Origin of the sequence: Yersinia similis (assembly GCF_001053095.1) — a bacterium.
GTDB classification, from domain to species: Bacteria; Pseudomonadota; Gammaproteobacteria; order Enterobacterales; family Enterobacteriaceae; genus Yersinia; species Yersinia similis.
This window is the reverse complement of record NZ_CGBP01000002.1, coordinates 291,096-312,887: the sequence shown is the minus strand read 5'-3', so window position 1 is coordinate 312,887 and position 21,792 is coordinate 291,096. Positions and strand designations below refer to the sequence as shown.

Genomic DNA, 21,792 nt, shown 5'->3' with positions numbered 1-21,792 from the left:
TGCGCGATGCAAGTTGTGTTATCTGCGTTGCTAATTCGAGCGCGTTAATTTGACCATCATTTAATGCTGAGCCTGCCAATTTTATTATGTAGCAGCCGGTGGCGTTCACAGGCCGATTTTCGATTGCGGTGGGACTTACTAATGCAGAGTCAAAACTAACACCAAGCTCACCTAGCGCGGGCTCCCCAATATTAGATGGAGTTGGTCTTCCAGTCGCCACGCCAGTTCTTGTAAAAGCTCCGGCAGCCTCACCTATAACTAGGCCATAAGAAACATTAAGTTGTCCGCCAATTCCACCAAACGTCCCAGTAATTCTTCTGCTCGCGTCTCCTTGGATTCTCCCCATTTCTCCGAGAGAGCTCTTACCGTCCCCCCCCAAAAACACTCTTCCCATGCTGTCTGCGGATTTGCCGTTCAAGTCCGGAACTCTGAATGTTGTACTTCCGTCACCAATGGAAAAACTAGAGCGCCAGTCTTTATAAAATACCCACGAGTCATCAGCAACAACCGGATATTTCCCGCTTAATATTTCAGCTAATGCAAATGGAAATAGATTGCGTGATAGTAATTGACCATCGGCGGGTGCCCAGCCCGCAGGAATATAATTTCGGCTCATGTGCCATTTTACACTTAATAGAAATTCGCCCCCGGTTCTTTCAAATTGTTGAAATGTGACCGGCTCTAACGGCCCTATGGCATCACGAGACATTGATACTGGGCCAGTGAATTCGCCGCCAGCTTTTGGCATTACATCGCCGACGCTTTCTGCTGAAGCATGCGCCTGCTGAGCAAAACCCTCAGCCTCATCTCTAAAACCTTTTGCTGCATTTTTATCTACTGTAGATATTCCTGCGTTCTGTTGTGCTGTTTCCGCACTGATTGCCGCTAACGCTTCCGATTGAACAGCACTGTTTGCCGCGGTTGTTGCCTTGACTTCACTATCTCGTGCGGCGATAGCTGCTTGTGTTGTTTCGCCATGCTGTTGAGCAACTGTCTGAGCTGTGTCATCTACCGAGGATTTTATCTGTTCACTTGCTATACGTGCCGCTTCGGCACGATCCGCATCAGTTTTAACTTGTAACTTAATTTTTTCTGCTGTCCGCTCGGCTGCAAGTGTTGACGCATCATCGGCTGCTGTGGCCGCTGCTGACTGGGCTGAGTCGCGATATGAAAGCGCATTTTGCTCTGACAGTAATGCTGAATCGGCACTGGCTTTAGCACTCGTTTCACTTATCGCCGCTTCCTGCTGAGAGAGTGCAGATGCATCCGCACTTATGCCCGCTTGGTCGCGATACCCCTTGGCTGTTGCAAGCGCCTCAGACAAATCCTTTGCATACAACATAGCCTCATCGCGTGAATGACCTGCGCTCTCTGCCGCATCTGTAGCACTGATTTCTAAAACTTTTATTGTTGCAAGATCATTGGCGACCTGCTGTTGAATCTGGCGGAAGTACAGGATCACATCAGGTGTGAGTTCCGACTCCATGATCTGCTGCTTCAGCAATTGATTGAGTGTGCTGGGGCCTGTGGTGTTATCCAGCGTGACCGCGCCATAAACAAAACTACGGCCATTCGCAGCCACTGTAATGGAGTAGCTGCCCTCTTCTAACTGGATGCGATATGTACCCACCCCGTCCGTTCTGACTGTGGCCGAAAAGGCATTGAGCACAGTAAGGCTATTGGTAACCGCTGTGAGGGTGATCTGTGCATTGACTACTGGCTCGCCGACCGGGTTAATCATAATGCCGGAAACTGTTACGCTCACTGCCCACCTCCCTGGTACTGCGCTTCTTTCAATTGCTGGGCGAAACTCTCAGAATTTTGCTTAACCCCCAACTGATCGCTAAATGCTTGATAGTGCTGCATGGCTAAATTGAGGTTTGCCCCCGCTTCACCATCTTTACTAAACGAACGAAACAGCATCCAATCAACCAACGGATTCACATAAAGCTCGTCAATCGGTACCGGTGTTTTATCTGCCAGGTCATTGATAGCAACGGCCATCGGAATTCTGGCCACTACAGCATCAATATCGACTGGCTCTGCGGGGCCGGGAAACAGGTAATACACTTTGGGTGTCAATTCGTTATAGGTGTAACGCTCAACAGAACCCGTCATCTGATGCCAATCAGGATATTGGCTATCAAGTACATCACGCGGTACCGGCCTTAATGCCCTGCCGTCTACTAAGCGAATCATCTCAATTAAGCGGATAACGCCATCCGGCAACGTTTGTTTAGTCCCAATCGCAGCGGTAATCACTTCAGTCGTTGCCCCAGCATCTGGCCGTGCAAGAATGACTGCCCGGACGGCATCATTGTAATAATCACATAGCTCCGCCAGCGGCCAGCGCAACCATGCAGTATCTTTGAGCTGGGTGTTAACCCGCCCAATAATCTCGGCAATGGTGATCATTAGAAGAACTCGTGTTGGCGAACAGGGTTATTGAAGGCTGTGATCGGGGAGTTATCTAGCGCTTCACGGAATGCCCGGCGGTAACCATCAATAAAACGCGCCCCGAAGTATTGTGAGCGCTGCGGATCTGTCCACGGCTTGCCCGGCATAATAAATAAATCTTCCAGAGCGCCAATGGCGATTACGTCTGCGTAATCGTCGGCCAGAACGTCAGGCACTTCAGTAACATCACGCTTGGGTTCAATAGCAAAATCTACGGTGACTTTGGTCAGTGGCTGATTGAAGGTGATTTGATTGGCAGACTTTACGGTAAACTCAATGCCCGCCGTCAACATGACACCCGGCGCACTGGCATTACTGACCTGATTAGTGAGATCTAATACCCGTAAACGCTTGACGCATTTCACCAGCTCGCTATCCGTCAGTATATAAGTTATACCCGGAGTAACATCATGAAAAGTAACCGTATCACGACACAGCAACGACTCACGACAAAAGGTGATCGCTGCCTCTAGTGCGGCCTGCTTCATCATAATATCCAGCGGCCCGCTAATATGCTTGCGAATGGTCGGCAGAAATGCGTCAAGTGTTGCCATGGTTATTCTGCTCCGGTACTGGCGGCGTTCTTGGCCTGAATAGCTTCACGAACACGCGCGCGGAATTCATCTACCTTTTCCTGAGCGCCCTGCTTGATATCCAGATCTTCCGATTCGACTAACGTTGCCAGTTGAACAGACGTCAGTTTGGCAATATCGACATCATCACCGCCAATCGTCAGGACAAAACTATTCTTCGCAGCCTCTAGTACGGCCAGCGCTGCGAGGCGTACCGCAAGTTCTGCATGCTCTTGTTCCGATGTTTGTTGCAGATTAAGCGTACTTTCCAACTCATCGTGTCGGATAAATACAGTTGGGAAATCCAACAATTGATGGGCGATAGCACTTTCAACCTCAACCGGTTTGTGGCGCGGGAATACCAGGCGGCTACCGGTAATGGTGTCACGTTTTTTTTCTTTTGGGCCGATATAGACCACGGCGATTTTGTTATGCATGGAATACTCCAAATAGCAGACAGTAAAAAACCCACCGAGGCGGGTTTCTAGAGGGATTGGTGGGATTAGTAACCTACTGCCACATACAAAATGTTGACGGCAAGATGACCACTGGCAGGGCCACCCGCAATAACCGCAGTCACTTTCTCGCCTGCTGCAATAGTGCTGTAAGGAGTAATGGGCACGTTCTTCGCGACAGTAACAGCATGACTCGCGGCAGACACTAATGAGGTGGTGCCGCTCTTAATCTCTACTGTTACACCCGCACCAAGCGCGTCACTCACAACACTCACACCATAAATACGCATACCGATCGGCAGTTCTAAAAACTCAATCACATCACCGACTGCCGCATCTTTTAAAATAATCTGCCCTTCTGCCAGCGACAGATTGCCTTGCGGACCTTGGTATACCGCGTCGCCAATAGAAGGCGCTTTAATGATTGTCATAATATTTTTCTCCAGACAAAAAGAGAGCAGACCGAAGCCTGCCCTTTGAGGTATTAGCGTATTGAATTACTGAGAGATTACTTGCCCAGAGTGACCGCTGAGTCCACTACCATGACACCGTGGTCATTGACTCGGCCATCTTTCTGTTTGAAGCGGATCTTCTTCAAACCGTTAATCCAGCGGATAGAGACTTCTGTCCCATTACCGTGATCCACTTTCTCTTCGTTATAGCCAAAGAAACCACCGCCATCACCGGTACCGTAAGCGTTAGCCAGTGCCTGACCACCCAGCAGCATAGCGCGGTCAATGGTGGTGCCAGTGGTGATTAGCTTGGTTGAAGCCACCAAGTCATTATTTGATACCAACACTTTAGAGCCAGTATTAAAACGAACTGGCGTACCACCATATTTCCGCACCAGCACGTTACGCCACATCGCACATTCGCCTTTGAACAGCGGATGATCGAAGCCCTTAGAACGTTGCACTGCACGGGTCATCATCGCTTGCCAGTCTTTACCTGAAGTAGATGTGTACCAGTCATTCCACTGCCGCGGCGTCACGTATAGAACAAAATACGGATCCTCATTAGCCAACTCATCTTTAGACATCCGGATCGGCTGTAAAGGATGGGCCATTTCATCAAGGAACAAGGCAATGTTATCGACAGTGGCTAGCGTGAACAGATCCGCTGCATCCAATGTTTCCATAGATGTCGCATCACCAGAATAGAAATGGCGGTCATAGGTGGGTGGCAATACATCATTGATCATGATTTTGCCAAATTCACCGTGTTCAGCCAGTGGCACGATGGTGTCATCGGCCATGTAATCGCCACGCGCCCCCGCCAGATGGAAGGTGGCAGACTGGTCCTGCACATCGTTGAAGTAAGTTCCCAGCAACGTGCGGGCGGTCTTATTCAGGTTGTGCTTGAAACGCTGCTCAGACATCTTGCCGCCCGCATCAACTAAATGGCGGCCTTGGTTAATCTTCAAAGCAAAGTCTGCAAACGCCAGATTTTCACCGCGACCGGCCAACTTCTCATCGCCCATCGTCGGGCGCTTCGACAGTTTGTGAACGATTTGCATATCCACTTCATCGCCTTTCTGCTTTTGCAGATCAGTGATACGCACCACGGGCGCGTTGTGGCTTGTCTGGGTAGTCCCTTTTTTATCAGGATTGACTGACTTCGGCGCTTCCTGTTGTTCGGTTAGTACGTTAACAAATGAGCGGTTACGGTTTGCAGCCGTGAACAGCGCGACCTGCATTAGCTTATTCGCCTGGGCAGAGGTGATAGTCGTCATAGATACTCCATAAATGAAAAACCCGCCGTAGCGGGTTGAGATTTAAATCAGTAGGGTTATTAGATTGCCTGGTCTAACAGTGCCTCAATTTGGGCATCCGTCATACCGGCAAACATGGCCTGTAGCTGATCAGGCGAAGCATTAGCAGCTTGCTCCAAAGGTGAGGCCGTATGAGTTGTTGTTACCCCAAGATCTGACGGTGAGCCAGGTACTTGCGTCGCCGCAGTTGCAGCGGCCAATTTCTCAGCGGCAATCCGTTGAACATCTGAGTTGGTCGTCGTGGCGGTGGTTGTCGTAACCTGCTCTTGTTGAGCCGATTCACCGTAGGCGGCCTTGGTGCGTTTCGCGACTTCCACAAAGCGCTCAGTTAAAGACTTATCTTTCCATGCAGGGTCATTTTGCAGATTAGTATCAATGTGTACTGCCAGTGTGAAACGGTCAGGATCTTGGTCCTGCCATGACTTCAGGTCAGGTACAGCATTCATGGCATCCATTACTGGGTTGCCGTTCGTGACCGGTGCTGGCTGACTCTGCTGCAGGTAATCGATTTTCTGCACCATCGTGTCCAGCACTGCCGCCATCTCGGGGAAACTATCGCGTATGGCATCGATTTGTTCAGGTGTAACCTGAGCCTTCTCAGGTAATGGAGCAGGTTGCATACCAGCGAAGTTGATTTGTCGGGTCAACGCCTCAAGCTGGCGCTTTGTATCAGCTAACTCAGTTGCAGCTTGCTGATTGGACCCTGCCAAACGCTGTTTTTCTGCCCGCTCGGCCACCAGCACGTCGTAAGGAATAACGTGCTGACCATCTTTGCTGAGAATGCCTTTCGGTTTCTCAGAACCTTCAGTGGTTGCCGCTTGCGTGGTGGCTGTCGTTTTAGTGATCGGCACTTCAGTGACTTGTGCTGTAGTCGTCGCGCCCGGCGTCAGCTCGTCTTTCTTATCGCCCGTATTTACTACTGCTGCACTTGCATCGTTAGTAACAACAGTAACGGGCGTAGTCGTAACCGCTGCTGTCTGTGTTACATCAGAAATATCCACATCACCAAATCCATCGATTAGCGCTTCCAACTCTTCTGGCGTTTCATTACCTGTTAATTCAATGTCCACGTTATAACTCCTGCATGACTATTTACCGGATAGATCCGAATGAGGAAGGCGTATCGCTGCCCATGCGAATAAACACTCTTGGGTAAGAGCGCTTAGCGGCATAAACCGAATTGGTAGAAAAAGAAAAGCCCACGCGTTGTGGGCAAGTTATTCAGATGAAAATCAGAGACGCCAGAAAGCAAAAAGCCCCGCGTTTAGGCGAGGCTTAATTCGGTGCAATGTAGTGCATCTTTCGGAAATTTAGCGCTTATTCTGCATGCTTGCAATAGCTAGAGTGGCAATTGATTAATTTGTCCCTGAATAGTACTCATCATTTCATCACGTAAAGCGCCTATCTCCTCGGTTACATTCTGCATGTCTTGCAGCACTTGGCCCGTTTTAGCCTGAGTATAAGCATCATTGAAGCGCTGACCATTGGCCAATGTGGCCTCATGTTCCGCTTGGGCATTAATGCGTTGTGCTTCGGCTTCCAATTTTGCAACCTTACCAGCAATTTCGCGCATGGCGAGTTCTTGTTGTTGCTGCTGTAGCTGTTGCTCCTGCTGTGCGGCTTGCTGTTCTTCGGGTGTCATTTCATCCGGAGATTTCGGTGTCCCCAGCGCCCCACGGATCCGCTCAATAAACTGCTGTTTGTTCGGCAGGTCTAGCAGTTCTACCCACATATCAAGCACGCTGACTTGAATCTGCGGCGGTAACCCGACAATAACTTCAGACAATCGTTGCGCCAGTTGTGATTTATAGGCCGGTGTCTGTTGAATCGGTGCCAGTGCGATATGCGCTCGCAGGCGTGATATGTCATTATTCATACCACCCACTTCTTCTTCGGCATTCAACACCACCTCTTTGCGCTTACGAGGGTCATCACGATTGATTACCACTGGATAATTCCTGCGCTTTGTTAATTCCTCCAGCAAATAGCACAGTAATAACTGGCCGACCTGCTGGCAAGCGAACTGATAGTTATCGTTGATCTCCGCCAGAGTGGTCGCCCCCTGCTCTACCAGGTTGCTGATGGCTACTCCACTGGCCGCGTTGGAATCTTGCCCGAGGAATGCAGAGTAAACCCCAAGCCCATCTTGGATCAGCTTCATTGACTCCTGCATCACCTGAAACTGCTGCTGGGCGACTTGGAAGTCCTGCTGGATATTTAATGCGTCTGCGGCGGTGGTTTTATTGGCGCGGTTGGGGTTGAGATTAATGACCCCATCTGGGCGTTCGATCTCTTCGGCCAACTGTTTATCGGTCATGTTTGTCGCATCCGCATCCTTAATCACTCGCTTGGCCTGCAATAGCCAAGTCAGTTTGATGCGACGGAAATTGACTTCATCCTGTGCCGGAATAGCACGGCAGGCCAAACCATAGGGCGCTCCGGTCTTATCTTTGCGATAGCCCCAGAATGGGATCAGCGGAAACATGCCTTGCGGCGCGGTACAGGGGCGGTCAATGATAAAGTGAGGGCCAACAAACCACGATTCGCGGATCCGGCTGACTCGCGCCATGGTTATCTGCACCCGACCAGTGGCCACTGCTACTGCATGCATCACGTTATTCTTGTCGTATTCCACCACTCGACCATTACTCAGTTGCAGGATAGGTAGGCGCTGAAATGTTCGATAATAGATAACCTGCAATAATACGCGTTTACGGTTTGATGTGACCCACTCGGTACTCTCACGGCTCCATGATTGATACTCTTCGTACGCACTGATCAAATCAGACTCTTGTCCCTCCGCTAAGCTAGTATCAACAAAGCCCTTCCACTCGTTGAGTGAATAATCGATTATTTGTGCTTTATCCGGGAAAGTCCCTTTAACCTCGTCCACATCCAGCCAGCGCTTACGCATCAGCCAACGGCAATCACTTAGATCCGCCTCGCGGCTGAACCAATCCCAATAAACTTCATTACGATGAACGGTAGAGACTTTGAATTTATTGGCAAACGGATCATCATTACGACGCACCTCCACCCACGATAACCCGGCTTTGATTTGCTCGGCATAAGCATCACTGCGGGCCTTATTCAAGCCACTTAACCGGCAAGCATCAGCAAACTCAGCATTAACGGCCTCGGCCATGACCTCCATTTCTTCATTGGGATCATCAGCAATCACCATTAAATCAGTACGTGTCTTGGCTTCCATGCCCAACACGCCGTCAATCGTTGGTGCGATAAGGTTATGTTGCGTTAATGGCTGCCCGCGTTCCCGCAGCTTTGCGACCACCTCAGGCGCAAGCTGATCCCCGTCATAATAAGCACAAGCAGTATTAGCACTGGTGCGCCAGTCTGGCTGATGGTCAATATCTGAAGAGATATCCATCAAGCGCTCAAGTGTGAAACGGTCACGGTTTACTGGCTGAGCAGACTCAGTTTGATTAGTAGCGGTATTCATCAGATAGCCATCCAGTGTTTAGGTTTCGAGCGGTCAATAGGTGTGTGTTTTGGACGTGCTGGCATACGTGCTCTCATTTCTTGTGCAATTGCATAGCTCATCACCTGGTCATCGAAGCAACCCGTTTGGGCATTCATACGGCCCCGCGTGTCATAAACGTAGGTGTTCAATTCGTTGATGGTGCCAATCCAGCGAACACCGGAGGCGTTCTCTCGAAGCAATGTTTTAAGCCCCTCAATAATGACCGGCTTGCTTTGTGCGGTAGTTAACCAGCCCAGTTTTGGCGTTTCATCATCGTGGTCACGGTCGAGATATTGCTCTGAATAGATAGATCGGTGTGGGTAAACTTCGCGTAATTTTTGTATGACTGCGTGGCCGTGGTTGTTCCGTTCAGGACCAATGAAGGCCGTGTTGTACCAACGGCCAACATGGGCCATCAGTTGAGCGAATAGCTCAGCATCAAGATAGCCGAACCAGTGAGCGACCTGTTCACCGCTAGACTTTTTCACCACATCAAATGATGATCGGTCACGGTTTTCCAGCCCTTCAGCCACATCACCGCCAATGGCGTAATCTTCATCAGGGTCCGGCAGTTCCCACACTAATAAGTGATTCAGTAAAGTGCGTTGAAGTTCTTCTGCATTGCCAGCACGTAATGCCTGAACTTTGGTTCGTTTACCGGTGACTGGCTCAATGTCATATACCAGCAACGGGGACTTACACTGACCTTCGGCCTTCATAACATTAATGGCGGCGAATACACGGCGGCCAGATGTTAGAAATGCCTCAGACGGCGTGCTGGGGAATTCCTGTTTCATTTCCTCCTGCTGCTCAATTTCTTTGCGGATATACCACTGCTTTTGTTCATCAAGCAAAGTGATACCCATCGCTTGCTCAACAGCAGCAAAATACTCCTGATGGTATTTACTTAAACGCAGGCCGCCAGCGGGTACAGGAGCCTGATACTTAGGATCCTGCCACCAGGCAAAGAAATGGAATTTATAATCTTGTGATGTGAGCGGTAGATTTAATTGGCCTAAATCCATTGCTCGCGTGCTCATGGTATGGAAATCGCCACCAACACCTTCAGCGGTGCTTTCAATAAAAACAATACAGCCGTCTTTAATGGCGTTTAGCGTACCAGTTCTAACCTCTTTCGCTTTAGCTGGATACGTAGCGCAAATCTTTCCATGCTCTGAAATATGTAACCGTTGAACTGTCCCCGAACGAAATGAGGTTGATACACGTATCTTGGAACCGTGGGCAAACTCAATATGCCCACCATTTGCTCCTTCACGTCGAGTGCTCACAGGAAAGGTGGCGCGTAACCAAACAGGCAAGTTATCAAAAGGAATAGATATTTTGGTGCTAAATATTTCCCCTGCCGCTGGTAAGTCCTGGGCGATGATCCCGCAAGAGAGATTGTTGTTAAACAGCGCTTGATCCAGAAGGTAAATATCTATGCCCGTTGAGAAGCCTAATTGACGGGCTTTTAGAATGATATTTCGATAGTGCATATTTTTGAACAATTCCCGCTGCGCGGGACGCATACGGAAGGTTACCAGCTCACCATCTTCATTGACGATCTTGTACAAGTTATTCAACCGCCACCAAACATCAGATAAGTGTGCTTTGATATAGGCGATCTGTTCTGCCTCCCCCATTGCTACAATGTCTGTATCGTTAAGCCTATTATCTTGTGTCACAGCAAACCATCCTGCCCTGAATCTCTAACTTCCTTCACCGCTTCACTGAGTGGTGTTGTGACCCCTTTTCCTTCCGAAGTTAATTTTTGGGTTTCCGCCTTCAGCTTAGAAGTGGCTGCTTTGATACGATACATATCAGCCGTTAAACGAGGCCCATTGATGGCATCCAGCCTTAATTTACTCAAACTATTCTCTATTGATTCAATGCGACCAATATTTCTATCCAGAGCAGATTCCGCCTTTAGCAGCTTGTCATACAGTTCGATACGCGCTTCAACTGATCCCGCCGCCACGAGATCCTCGTGGATTTTCCGCATGGTTTTAGTAACAGACAACGCACGCGCTCGAGTGAATATCAGTTCGTCATGAAGATCGGAATCTGCTGCAGCCTCAAACAAGTCATCTGCATCAAGATATCGAGCATAAGCACCGTGCTTTCTTGCCGTTTGGTTTCCGGGAGTGAAGGCACCAACGGGATTGGGATTACCTGAATTACCTTCTGAATGACGATTACCCTTGCTGAATCGCCCGTCTCCAGACCTTCCGGAGTTCGGTTTCTCGGGGGGCTCAGAGTCCGGATCGCTGTCATCGTCTGCGTCCGATGATAATTCCTGTTCCTCCTCTTCCCCTTCATCACTGTTTGCGCACTGTTGCGCAGTAGTATCTGATTGCGCATTGTGCGCAGTTCTACGGGGTTTCTTTTGCGCAGACTGCGCAGCACGAGGTTTGATGTAGCGGCGTGCTGATTGGTAATTAAGCCCATGCTGTTCACACCATTGCTGAGCGGTAATCCCTGTATCTGCGTTGTCCGCCAGAAATGCAGTTTGTAACGCTTCCCAATCATGCTTTGCCATAGTGTTCTATTGGTCTGTTGTGGGCCATTATTGAGCCACCTCTTGGGAAGTGACTCTGTAATGACTTAAACAGCCTGAATCCCTATGTTCTTATCAGCACGGAGAACATCCAGTACATGCTGGCCACTTAGCGCCCTTACCGGTTCCCGTAACTCAAATGGGAAACCATCGACTTTCACGATTTGCCCAATAGGCAATTCATACTCACCAACGGAGTTGACCACTGTCTCATTACCTACGATGGTCCAGTCCTCTGCTAACATATCCGTTTGGGATGCCAGCCAGCCTGGTTGCATTTCACCAGTAGCTGTTTTCATGTCAATGTGGGCGTTGATAGTCACAATACCTTGGGGAGAAACGGCTAAATCTGCGTATGGTGTTCCCTCGCAAGGTTCTACATCTTTAGTGCCTGAGATAAGAATTAGAAACATCCCTTTGCCATTCCACCCAATGCGGGCCACCTTGTATCCAGCTTTCAGTGCTTGAAGTGCTTGTCCGAAATTCATAGTAATTTCCTGTTGAAGTGATTTGTTAACCTAATTTGGCGCGCACAAGACAATCCTTGGCCTCTAATAACTTGCGCAGGCCAGCCGCTTTCTCTGCGCTATCGGGCAACTGCTCATCCATTGCAATAGCTAAATCACCAATTGGCTTACTGACTTCCTGAAGCACTGGTGGTAAATGGGTATATGCAAAATATTTGATAATTGGTGAATGCATGACTCACTCCTGTTTGCTTTGTTGTTGTGATGGCAGACTGCGGATCGATTCTCTATCGTTATTAGCTTGGTCTAACAGGGTCAGCAACGGATCAATCCACAGCACGGCTTGGCGGTATGTCATTCTGCGGGGGGAAGTGGTACCAGCAGCGGTTCCGTCAGGCTGGCCGGAATAGCGCATTGCCCTGGCACGTAAACGGTTCGTATAGTCGTACATCCGCTGAGCAGTAGAATCAGGGATGTACTGATTAGCGCATTCCTCAACTTTGAGGTCTTTGCGGTTTTCAATTTGCCTTTCCTCGCTTTTGCCAGAAATGGTGACATTATAACTACCGGCTTGCGCCGCTATCTCATTTGAGCGCTGGAACTGGAAAGCCTGTAATGCCAGAGTGGCTTTCGATTCATCCAGATCAGATTGCAGTTGCAATAATTGCCTGCCTTTCTCCGCAGCAGATTGATGAAAATAGAGTGCGGTACCGCCGAGGCACAGGACCACAATTGCGATAATGAATTTTGTGGACATATCAGGATCCGGGCTTAAAGCCGTTTGCTATGAAAAAAGCAGGGGTAATGGCAGACACCAGCAATTCAGATTTCACGTAGCGTTACCAAAGCAGCTTAAAAATGGGTATTACTGGCTAATTTATAAGGGGTTTATGGCATCAGGCATAATTCGCGCTCGACTTCACGGCGATTCACTAACCCCTTCCAGACCTTGCCACCTGCCTTAATCCATCTGCGCAGCTCATCGCACGCGCCAGAAGTGTCGCCACGGTTGAGCTTTTTCACCATGGTGGAATGGGTCATTGCAGTAATACCAACGTTGTAGCCAAATGATGCCAATGCGGCTTTGCGGAAATCAGGCATTGGAACGTTAACGATGCGGTCAATGGTGGCAAATACGGGGATCAGATCTTGGTGTAGCAAAGCATCACATTCAGCATCGCTATAACGTTTGCTGGGAATAATATCTTTGCCGGTATGACCATCGCAGACCGTTAGCACGCCAACCACATCACGATAAGGGGTATATTCGCGCCCTTCCAGACCATCGCTGCCGCCCACCATGGCGATTGCTATTGCCATTGCACCGCCGATTGCCGCACCCATGACTTTCTTGCGCAACGCGGGGGACATTGCCATTATTCCCCCTTCGCCGCTTTCCGCTTATCTTCGCGCACCTTGAAATATAGGTTGGTTAGGAATGTTAGGAAAGCAAACATCAAGCTACCCAGCACACCAATAGCCGCCCATTGCTCAGGGGCAAATCCATTCAGTAATTGTTTAAACCAAAACAGTGCGCCGCCACCGCTCGCGGTATAAGAGATACCGGTTGTGAGCCTCTCCATTTTCATGCTCCACCTCCCCGGCTTGGGGAAATAAAAAAGCCTGCTGGGCGAACCATGCAGGCTTTGGGTGTAGTCAGGACTGACCGGAACTGACCAATAAAAAACCGGAGCAGCTTTTAAGCATACTCCGGCATCTTTGTGTAATTTAGCGCGTTAATGATGTAGGGTCAATCATTGGTCAAAAGTCTTTTTCTAGCTGAATTCTTTCAATTAAAACCTCACCAGCACTCGATTCTTCAACATATAGCCAATGCATACATTCTTTAACCAGAGGCACATATTGCGCCGCCCAATCCCCACCGGATATCTCAGCCCCTATGATACCCATAGATTTGCGCAGGTGTTCCATTGTAGGCGGTATACGGCCACTGCCGCCGCACTCGTTGCATATTTCGGGATGAGGCCGCAGGGTTTTACCGGCACCGTGACAACGGGGGCAGACTTGCTTTATCGCCGCCTGATGATTAGCCCACGCCCGCAGTGCACCACGTTCTGTTTTGATTTTAGACTGAAGGGTTTTTATTTCGTCTGCCAGTAATGCGATAGTGCCATCATCAAGTGCCTGCGCTTTATCTCTTTCCAGTAATTTGATTTGCTGCTGGAGTCCATCAACGACTTTTCTGGTGATACCTGTACGGGAGCCGTAACGACGCAGTAAAGTGGCAATTTGCTCTACCTGCGCCGGAAGGTTTCTATCCAATACCATATTAAGTGCCAACTGGCAGGCAGCAATAGCTCGCGCTGGATGTGGTCGCTTATGCAACCACACACCAATGCCCGCCCGTAAGCGCTGCTCGGCTTGGCAGTCATTACGGTATTTGGTCATCAATATATCGAAGCCAATGGGATGTTGGTGCTGGCAGGTGGCGAAAGTCCCTAATATCTGGTCTTTGGTCAGAACGGCACGACCCCGGCCAATATTCAGCGATTCAATGCTGACGCAGCGCGGATCGTGCATTTTGATAAGTTGTTCAATTGCAGTGGTCATATTGGTCAGTCCCCTGTTGAGTCTAAACCAATGATAAACACTATCCCATATAATGCAATTCAAGTTTAATTGTTGCAATTTATGAAATACTAAAGCACTTTATTCATATCTATATTGTAGCCCGAGCTTTTTAATTCTTTAGCTAGCATTAACTTCCAAGCACCTGCGATGTCTTGAAGCACATAAACAACCCCACTAATATCATTAGGAGTCTCGACATCTCCTTTAACTAGCGCACAAACATTTTTTCTGGATAACTTGCCAATTAAATACCCATGTTCAAAGACCACATTCTGTCTAGCTCTTGGTCTATATTCTGGTTCAACTGATTGTTTAGCTCCAGTATCACATGGTGTATAAAGCACCACACCAAAACCAACATCAGTGTATTTCTCAATCTTCTCAATTATGGTACTACCAGAGCTTGCTTGCTCATGTAAAACTATTGGTTCAAGCCCTAATTTGCTTAGAAATGAAGATACTTCAAGCCTTGCTAAATCATCCTGACCATGCACTATAAAGACTTTTGTTTTATCTGTTGGCTGTTTAGTATCTCCACGATGTTCAATTTGTGAACTTAAAGACTCAGAGCGAGCCTTTTCTAATAGCTCCCTACTCACATCTTTCATCGATGTGCCACCAAATATCAGACCTGACTTTGTGACTGATGAGAGGAAACTACTATTAGGTCTTCTATTATTAGAGTAACTATCTTTTTCTTGTTCTGCTGTTTTTGCGGTTTCTATTATTTTTATTCTATTGACTTGTTCTTTGGCTAAAAAATAGCCATCGAACTGAATGGATTCACCCATTAAATAAGGTTTTAATATTTTATTAATAATAATATCTGTTGACGGAAAATCATACTCAAAGTGATGTTTACATCCCCCTTTGGAGTGTGCATCCACTGACTCTATGTGAACATGATAAAACATAGCGCATCATCCTGTTATGTTGTTTTGTTAAGGTATTTTACTACTGTATCTTTAGCCTGACTAAAAGAAAAACAAGTAGTTGCCACATAGCCAACATTATCCAACTTTCTCAGCCAGAGAAACTGCTCAGTTGTAGACTGTCCTCCCTGCGCTTTCATCTCAATCCACAACCCCGCATACCCACCGCGCGGCAGCGCCAGAAACAAATCTGGTACGCCGTTCCTCAATCCTAGTCGCTTAGCATCCCTCGCCGCCTTTGGCCCACGCTTCCCTTCATTGGGTATATGGATCAGATAATCCCCGATACAGATACCATCGATAACAGTTTTATCTGCCCACTCAATTAGCGCGGCCTGTTCTTCGGTTTCTGCCTGGTGGTTAACCTTGTGAACCTTTCCATTTCGTACTTCCAGCTTGGCTTTTGTTCGAACAAGGTCAATGGCATCAATTTTATTTATCAAATTTTCGTCAGTTTATCGTCTAATAGATAGTTATATTTTTCTGGAAGGAGAGCAAATTCGCCCCAACCCAAACCTGCCAAACACAAACCAGTCCCACTCTTTTCAACTATCCCATACATAATAATGTAGCGTCCCTGGCTATCAGTTCGGATCCCTTTATCTTGAGCATCTTTATTTTCTTGCTTAAAATAAAAATCAGAGTAATTGTCATTTCTTGGCCAATTCAATCGAGTCATCCGTATTGAGTGATCCAAAGGTTTTTTACTCCAACTACTTAATATTTTTCCAAAATATAGCCTTGGTGAATCAGTAATATCTTTAATCACTTTTATATCAACCAACAATCTGTCAAGACGTTCCGCATTTTTTTCACCAGGTAAAACAAAGAACTTATAGTAATTATTGTCAAAATTCCGACAAAAACCTGCGACTGTAGTTATTACATTTGGCAAAGAAAAAGACTCACCTGTATGCCTGCCAATAGCAACTTCCGACAAACCACCATCGATATCTTCTAAATAGTTTTGATCGTAAATTCCGATTTCAGACTTTTTTATTTCAGGGCGATCTGTCATAAATGCTTTCACAATTGTCAATTGATCATCTGAAATCGCTTTTTTAGCTTCTTCTTCGTTTAAATATCTTTTCCCTTCAGCTGGTTTAGAACGCAAAAAACAAGGTACATCACGAAAAGAACGTAGATGAGCAAAACTGGCGTTTCGACCATTTGTTGTCGTATCCTTATGTTTCGGCCTTCTAGTCAGTGGTGTAAAGCATTCTGGGCAGAAAATAGCTTGATCCATCTCTAGGGTAAATTCACTAGGTAGAACTCTTCGCCCCTGAGACTTTAAAACTGGAATTGAGTGTATCGTCCTTTTCCATGTTGAATGAAAATAGGCAAACTTGATTCTAAAGGTGCTTTGATCTTCCATGCATTCCACCAAATTGGTTTAAATATAAAGTAACTCTTATCAATTATTTTAAGTTCGTTCAATGACACACATCATTTTTCAATCAGTTGGATGAGGCCACAACAGAAAAAATATTTAAAAGTTAAATGTAATGCCAATAATATCGTTTCCTCAAGCTCTCCGGGCTGCCAGTTATAAGGCACCCGATCATCAATAACATCATGGCAGCAGTTACACCCAAATACGGCCCAGTAGTCATCTGACTTATACCCCATGCCGTGGGTTGAACTGGGTAAATGGCACAATACCGTTGTTTCTGGATTGCTGTTACAGATGCCGGGTATCTGGAGCGTGCAGCATTGGCCCCGCGCAGAATCGCGCAGGGCTTTGCTTCTAAATGCCGAAGATTTCATATCAATACTCCAGCAACCGGTTAACTGCCTGTTCCATCTCATACTCGTCATCAAAGTGCTGGCCTAATGTCTCATTCCAGATAACACCGGCCACCCCTTTATAAATTCGGTCAAAAACGCCCTGATCCATATTCACGAACGCAATACTCCAGCGCTGCTTCAATGTGCCGCCCTCTGGGTTGGGCATCAGGTCATAGAATCCGGCTTTGATCATGACGTGGTTGAAATAAGCGGAGTCCGTCTTTACCGCCTCTCCATCAAACCTTTTCTGGCGCTGCCTGATTACTCTGTCTAGCACCGCCTGAGCGATAGACTTTGTCACCTTCTCATAGAGTTCCGGATCTCCTGCAGCGCTGCCCACGGCTTTTGCTACCTCGTGAGCTATCCACTCTTCAGGTGCGCTAACAAAGGTCCAATCCGGTACCCAATAAGAGAACCCCAGCTCGAGCAGTTTCCAGAACTTACGGTGATGCTTCAGGTTGCGCCGGTCACCAATTGGGCTCATTGAAATTGGAGTGCCCGCAGGCACCCCCTTCATAGTTTCCCGATCATGGTCAGTGGCGTACTTAATGCCACCACCAGGTAACAGCACGCCCAGAACCTCCGTCTTTTTCTTTCTCGGGGACTTAGTTCGCGGTGCTGTTGTCATGCCGCCACCTCATCGCGATCTACACACATTTCTGGCAGATTGGCCCGAACCAGCGCTTCCGCAAATGGCGGTGGCACCGCATTACCACAGCGGGCTACCTGCTTATCTTTGGCGTATTTAGTACCGGTGTAATCGCGGTCGATGATGTACCAGTTCGGGAAACCCTGCGCGGCGTAAAGCTCATGCGGCTGCAACATACGCATACCGATATCCACGATCTGATAATCAATGCCCTCGACCGTCACCAGACCGAACCGGTCATTGGTGGTCACTGTGTGCAGGGGGCCATTCAGGCTAACACCCTCTTTCTCATTGCCGTAATACTTGAGTAAGAAAGCACGAACCTCACCGATATGCAGACCACCGGCAGTGATTGTTGGCATTGGCTGGGTAACCTGCTGACCGTCTTTGCAAGTGCCGCGCAGCTTTATCAGGTTAGAAGTCACCAACGCATGATGATCAACCGTTGTCACTGTGTGGGCTGGCTGATTCAGATCAGCGCCTGAGCCGGTATAGTTGCCGCCGAAGTGTTTAGCCAGGAATGCAGAAACAAGCCGAGACTTGCCACCTCCACCCGCTGTAATAGTACCGCTTGGATCATCAACCACATGCCCCACACTATTACCAAACTCACGAGCAATGATCGGGGCGACAAGAAGGTGTTCAGCCTTACTAGTGATTGTCGTCAGTGGGTTACCCGCTGCATACGCCATACGATCGCCACCAAAACCGGTTTGACCGATACGGGCTATGATTGGAGTGACCAATGAGAAGCCAGGCGTTTTGGTAATGGCCTGCAACGGATCAATTAATGGCTGCCCCCGGAAACAGTCATATGTAGTTTTACTGCTGGTGTGGTTACACTTCACGATAAACGGCGTGGGGTTATCCATAACGAAACGTTGAATGCCCCGCGCAATGCGTTTAAGGGTGTTCTCCGCTAGCGGTTTCTTGCGATCGAAAATACTCGGGCAAGGAATTGACCAATCAATACACTCGGCGGCGGTGCGCCACGGTTTACGGTGTCCGCTCTGAACTTCCAATAATTTTGGATCGCCGTGAGTCGGCTCCGGCCACACTACTGGCAAACCATCACAACGCATTACCATAAAGAAGCGCTTTCTGATGGTTGGCGCACCATAATCACTGGCCCGAAGTTCTTTGTGATCAACGACGTATCCCAAACCAGCCTGCAGTCGTTTAGCATCTATACTATTGATATCAATCCCTAAAACCTCGCAGCACTCCTGTAACGCTGGATGTTCGGCATCAATACCCGTAGTCAGCATCGCTACAAATGCGGCGAATGTCTCACCCGCGCGGGCGGGATCGGGGTGTTCTGTGCCATCTTCGGCAGTCAGTAGCGGTCCCCACGTTTTAAACTCTTCCACATTTTCCAGCATCACTACTCGAGGCTTTTTCGCTAACCCCCAACGAATCAGTATCCACGCTAAACCACGGATCTCTTTTTTAACTGGCTTACTGCCCTTCGCCTTACTGAAATGGCGGCAATCAGGGCTGAACCATGCAAGTCCGACAGGTCTGCCGGCGGTCGCGGCCACGGGGTCAATATCGAATACTGACTCACAATAATGCAGGGTATCGGGGTGATTGGTGGTGTGCATGGCGATAGCATTCGGATCATGATTGATGGCGATATCAACACTGCGCCCGGTTGCCATTTCGATCCCGGTAGAAGCCCCACCGCCACCAGCAAAATATCTCTTTCATGATGTTGCTCCCATAGCGGCGGTGAGTGTTGTAGCGGCGGCAATGATGGCATCAGACGGAATACCGTCTAATTTCATACGGTTGATATTGCCTAAGATTTTATGTTGCAGGTCGGCGGGTAATTCAGCGGCACCCGATATTTTGCTGAAATACAGATTTACTTCGACCGGCCAGACGGTGTTGCCAGTTTCCGGTACTGGAATATTTTTCGGCTGGTTTTGTGGTATCAGGCGCTCAGCCTCTCTGCGGATCTGCGCTAAAAATGCCTCACCAGTGGCAAGTAATTGCTCACGGGTGATATAGCTAATCGCAGGGCCACGCCATTCCTTATCGAAAATGGCAATAGCCGCACCAAAACCCGCATTGCAGGCAACTTGAGTGTTATCTTCGGGACGGAACCAAGCCGGTACTTCAAAGCCAATTCTGCCGCGAATGAATGCAATATGGTCTGCTTCTTCAGGCCACCACACCTCTGACGTTGCCGCTTTGGTCAAATAGACATAGCGACCGCCGCGCTGCCGCATTTCGGAGGTATAAGCCATGATGTGCCGCATGCCAGTGATATATTGCCCTTCATGCTTTTTCGCCGTGCTGTAGGGAGGGTTAGCAAATGCAGCGCCATTCAACTCGGTCAGTTTCGTAGCCCAGTCTTGAGTGAGCGAGTTATCTTCCGCAGTGTAATAAGCGGGTGTTTTCGCATTCTCGCAATCACTGAACAGATCCAGAACTAACGGGCCAAACATCGCATTGATACCCCAAAACAGAGCATCTGGCGTGCGCCACTGGTCGCCAATTAATTTCAACTTATGTGTTGGGGCGGACTTGAGAGCGGCCAGATCATGAACATATTGGGTATTGGAGAAATCAATCATGCTGCACACCCCTTATTAATTGGATACGCAGATAAAATACTTTCGATACGAGCTGGAACCAGTTCAGCGTATGCTGGGTTCAATTCGCAAAGAATAGCTTTACGACCACTGCCGATAGCGACGCCAGCAGTCGTGCCACTACCACCGAATGGGTCCAAAATCACGCCACCAGTCGGACAACCAGCCAAAACACAAGGTTCAATTAGTGCTGGCGGGAAAGTAGCGAAATGAGCTTCTTTGTAACCACGAGTGGCCACAGTCCAAACGTTGCGCTTTGCCCGCATACCATCAGAGACAGTATCTTTACGATCAGCACGATGGGTACCCACATTTTGCCCAGGTATAACTACCGCTCGCTTACTGTCTTCCCGCTTGAAGTTATCGCGGGCAGATATCCTGCCGCGATTTCTGTCACTCTTATCCATGCCATGCCCAAAGCCGACGCCGGTATTTTTACCGCTGTAGACAGATGGTTCTCTAATTGCCTCATGATCGAAGTAATAGCTTTTCGACTTACTCAGCAAAAATATATATTCGTGGGCTTTGGTACAGCGGTCACGCACGCTTTCTGGCATAGGATTGGATTTGTGCCAGATAATGTCTTGGCGAAGGATCCAACCGTCATTTTGTAACGCAAAGGCAAAACGCCATGGCATACCATTCAATTGCTTCCCTTTGTCCCAACTATCCCCCATGTTTACCCATAAAGTGCCATCATCACGAAGAACGCGGCGAACCTCACGAAACACCGCGACAAGCCGTTGAATAAACGCCGCAGGGCTTTCCTCTAAACCAATCTGCCCTTCAACACCATAATCACGTAGCCCATAATATGGCGGGCTGGTAATGCAGCTATGAACGGACTGGTCTGGCATTTTGCGCATTGAGTCTATGCAATCACCGATAAAAATCTGGTAACTCATTGCATGCCTCCTTGCGTGGTAGGAACCAGACGATAAAACCAAACCCGCTTGCCGCTATCATCGTTACGGACAATTTTGACCTGTTTAACCAACCCATGGCGGACAGGATTAATTTCACGCAGACGAGCACTTATAGCGGCCTGGGTATCACCTTCACCGGGGAACATCTGAGACATCAACTTTTCGAGTTCGCGCAGTGTCCGCCAATCAGCACCACTTGCGGCGGTGATCACGCGGTTTAACTGGCTGTTTGCATCACTTATACGGCCAGCTAATTGCATGGATCTTACTGCGTTATTGATACCAACCCTTTCGGCATTGGGTACGTGTGGTTTGATCACCATTACGCGCCCTCCCCAGCAAGCACTTTGCGGGTCCCGTCTGGTGCGGGTTGGGACACAATGCCTTCAGCCTGCATTCTTTCAATCAGCCATGCGGCACGGTTATAGCCAATACGGAGTTCACGCTGTAGCCCCGAAATTGAGGCTTTTCCTTTCGCCTTGGTGAAGTTCACTGCTTCTGGATAGCGATCATCATCGTCCCGTTCTACTCCATCCAAATCCACC

26 protein-coding genes are annotated in these 21,792 nt (G+C 48.4%); all 26 read right to left on the bottom strand.

All coding sequences use genetic code 11. The annotated features are described in order from the left end of the window. The coding region (locus tag AC971_RS21695) for a prophage tail fiber N-terminal domain-containing protein (RefSeq protein ID WP_197090726.1) at positions 1–1,765 on the bottom strand (1,765 nt) is incomplete at its 3' end. Beyond that, positions 1,762–2,415 carry a phage adaptor protein gene (locus AC971_RS03105; RefSeq protein ID WP_011192276.1) on the bottom strand — a complete coding sequence of 218 codons (654 nt, stop codon included), beginning with the start codon at positions 2,413–2,415 and terminating at the stop codon, positions 1,762–1,764. The genes AC971_RS21695 and AC971_RS03105, both read right to left, overlap by 4 nt. Continuing rightward, entirely contained in the window at positions 2,415–3,011 is a 597-nt protein-coding gene (locus AC971_RS03100; protein WP_011192275.1) for a hypothetical protein, read from the bottom strand. Before AC971_RS03100 ends, AC971_RS03105 begins: the two co-directional genes overlap by 1 nt. A 2-nt stretch (positions 3,012–3,013) precedes the next feature. Further along, positions 3,014–3,466, bottom strand: coding sequence for a hypothetical protein (locus AC971_RS03095; RefSeq protein WP_025383647.1), 453 nt, complete (start codon positions 3,464–3,466; stop codon positions 3,014–3,016). A 65-nt stretch (positions 3,467–3,531) separates the two neighbouring features. After that, positions 3,532–3,915, bottom strand: coding sequence for a hypothetical protein (locus AC971_RS03090; protein WP_025383646.1), 384 nt, complete (start codon positions 3,913–3,915; stop codon positions 3,532–3,534). Between the two features lie 77 nt (positions 3,916–3,992). Next, on the bottom strand, positions 3,993–5,216 hold the full coding sequence (locus AC971_RS03085; protein ID WP_011192272.1) for a N4-gp56 family major capsid protein: 1,224 nt from the start codon (positions 5,214–5,216) through the stop codon (positions 3,993–3,995). 59 nt (positions 5,217–5,275) lie between these two features. Next, complete coding sequence (locus tag AC971_RS03080; RefSeq protein ID WP_025383645.1) at positions 5,276–6,325, bottom strand: hypothetical protein; 1,050 nt, start codon at positions 6,323–6,325, stop codon at positions 5,276–5,278. Between the two features lie 269 nt (positions 6,326–6,594). After that, positions 6,595–8,715, bottom strand: coding sequence for a portal protein (locus AC971_RS03075; protein ID WP_011192270.1), 2,121 nt, complete (start codon positions 8,713–8,715; stop codon positions 6,595–6,597). Next, positions 8,715–10,379, bottom strand: a complete 1,665-nt coding sequence (locus AC971_RS03070; protein ID WP_025383644.1) for a terminase large subunit — start codon at positions 10,377–10,379, stop codon at positions 8,715–8,717. Before AC971_RS03070 ends, AC971_RS03075 begins: the two co-directional genes overlap by 1 nt. A 38-nt stretch (positions 10,380–10,417) precedes the next feature. Then, entirely contained in the window at positions 10,418–11,275 is an 858-nt protein-coding gene (locus AC971_RS03065; protein ID WP_011192268.1) for a hypothetical protein, read from the bottom strand. A 65-nt stretch (positions 11,276–11,340) separates the two neighbouring features. Then, complete coding sequence (locus AC971_RS22605; protein WP_025383641.1) at positions 11,341–11,781, bottom strand: DUF2829 domain-containing protein; 441 nt, start codon at positions 11,779–11,781, stop codon at positions 11,341–11,343. A gap of 25 nt (positions 11,782–11,806) precedes the next feature. Then, on the bottom strand, positions 11,807–11,995 hold the full coding sequence (locus AC971_RS03055; RefSeq protein ID WP_025383640.1) for a hypothetical protein: 189 nt from the start codon (positions 11,993–11,995) through the stop codon (positions 11,807–11,809). A gap of 3 nt (positions 11,996–11,998) precedes the next feature. Next, positions 11,999–12,517, bottom strand: a complete 519-nt coding sequence (locus AC971_RS03050) for a hypothetical protein (RefSeq protein WP_025383639.1) — start codon at positions 12,515–12,517, stop codon at positions 11,999–12,001. Between the two features lie 131 nt (positions 12,518–12,648). After that, complete coding sequence (locus AC971_RS03045; RefSeq protein WP_025383638.1) at positions 12,649–13,131, bottom strand: lysozyme; 483 nt, start codon at positions 13,129–13,131, stop codon at positions 12,649–12,651. Positions 13,132–13,136: 5 nt separating this feature from the next. Continuing rightward, the gene (locus AC971_RS03040) at positions 13,137–13,343 is read right to left on the bottom strand and encodes a class II holin family protein (protein WP_373422373.1); all 207 of its coding nucleotides are present in this window, start codon (positions 13,341–13,343) and stop codon (positions 13,137–13,139) included. A gap of 178 nt (positions 13,344–13,521) precedes the next feature. Continuing rightward, on the bottom strand, positions 13,522–14,331 hold the full coding sequence (locus tag AC971_RS03035; RefSeq protein ID WP_025383637.1) for a TIGR02642 family protein: 810 nt from the start codon (positions 14,329–14,331) through the stop codon (positions 13,522–13,524). An 89-nt stretch (positions 14,332–14,420) separates the two neighbouring features. Next, positions 14,421–15,266, bottom strand: coding sequence for a TIR domain-containing protein (locus AC971_RS03030; RefSeq protein ID WP_025383636.1), 846 nt, complete (start codon positions 15,264–15,266; stop codon positions 14,421–14,423). A gap of 14 nt (positions 15,267–15,280) precedes the next feature. Further along, positions 15,281–15,727 (bottom strand): VRR-NUC domain-containing protein, encoded by a 447-nt coding sequence (locus tag AC971_RS03025; RefSeq protein ID WP_025383635.1) that lies wholly within the window; start codon positions 15,725–15,727, stop codon positions 15,281–15,283. Continuing rightward, on the bottom strand, positions 15,724–16,659 hold the full coding sequence (locus tag AC971_RS03020; protein ID WP_011192261.1) for a hypothetical protein: 936 nt from the start codon (positions 16,657–16,659) through the stop codon (positions 15,724–15,726). The genes AC971_RS03025 and AC971_RS03020 overlap by 4 nt, the downstream gene beginning before the upstream one ends. 71 nt (positions 16,660–16,730) lie before the next feature. Then, on the bottom strand, positions 16,731–17,051 hold the full coding sequence (locus tag AC971_RS03015) for a DUF1364 domain-containing protein (protein WP_038402219.1): 321 nt from the start codon (positions 17,049–17,051) through the stop codon (positions 16,731–16,733). 1 nt (position 17,052) lies between these two features. Further along, complete coding sequence (locus AC971_RS03010) at positions 17,053–17,700, bottom strand: DUF1367 family protein (protein ID WP_011192260.1); 648 nt, start codon at positions 17,698–17,700, stop codon at positions 17,053–17,055. Next, the gene (locus tag AC971_RS03005; protein ID WP_025383633.1) at positions 17,697–19,382 is read right to left on the bottom strand and encodes a DNA cytosine methyltransferase; all 1,686 of its coding nucleotides are present in this window, start codon (positions 19,380–19,382) and stop codon (positions 17,697–17,699) included. The genes AC971_RS03010 and AC971_RS03005 overlap by 4 nt, the downstream gene beginning before the upstream one ends. Before the next feature lie 45 nt (positions 19,383–19,427). Beyond that, the gene (locus tag AC971_RS03000) at positions 19,428–20,303 is read right to left on the bottom strand and encodes a phage N-6-adenine-methyltransferase (protein ID WP_011192258.1); all 876 of its coding nucleotides are present in this window, start codon (positions 20,301–20,303) and stop codon (positions 19,428–19,430) included. After that, positions 20,300–21,226 carry a DNA-methyltransferase gene (locus AC971_RS02995; RefSeq protein ID WP_011192257.1) on the bottom strand — a complete coding sequence of 309 codons (927 nt, stop codon included), beginning with the start codon at positions 21,224–21,226 and terminating at the stop codon, positions 20,300–20,302. Before AC971_RS02995 ends, AC971_RS03000 begins: the two co-directional genes overlap by 4 nt. Then, the gene (locus AC971_RS02990; protein ID WP_011192256.1) at positions 21,223–21,570 is read right to left on the bottom strand and encodes a hypothetical protein; all 348 of its coding nucleotides are present in this window, start codon (positions 21,568–21,570) and stop codon (positions 21,223–21,225) included. Before AC971_RS02990 ends, AC971_RS02995 begins: the two co-directional genes overlap by 4 nt. Then, on the bottom strand, positions 21,570–21,791 hold the full coding sequence (locus AC971_RS24980) for a DNA translocase FtsK (RefSeq protein WP_268869951.1): 222 nt from the start codon (positions 21,789–21,791) through the stop codon (positions 21,570–21,572). The genes AC971_RS02990 and AC971_RS24980 overlap by 1 nt, the downstream gene beginning before the upstream one ends. Between the last annotated feature and the right edge of the window lies 1 nt (position 21,792).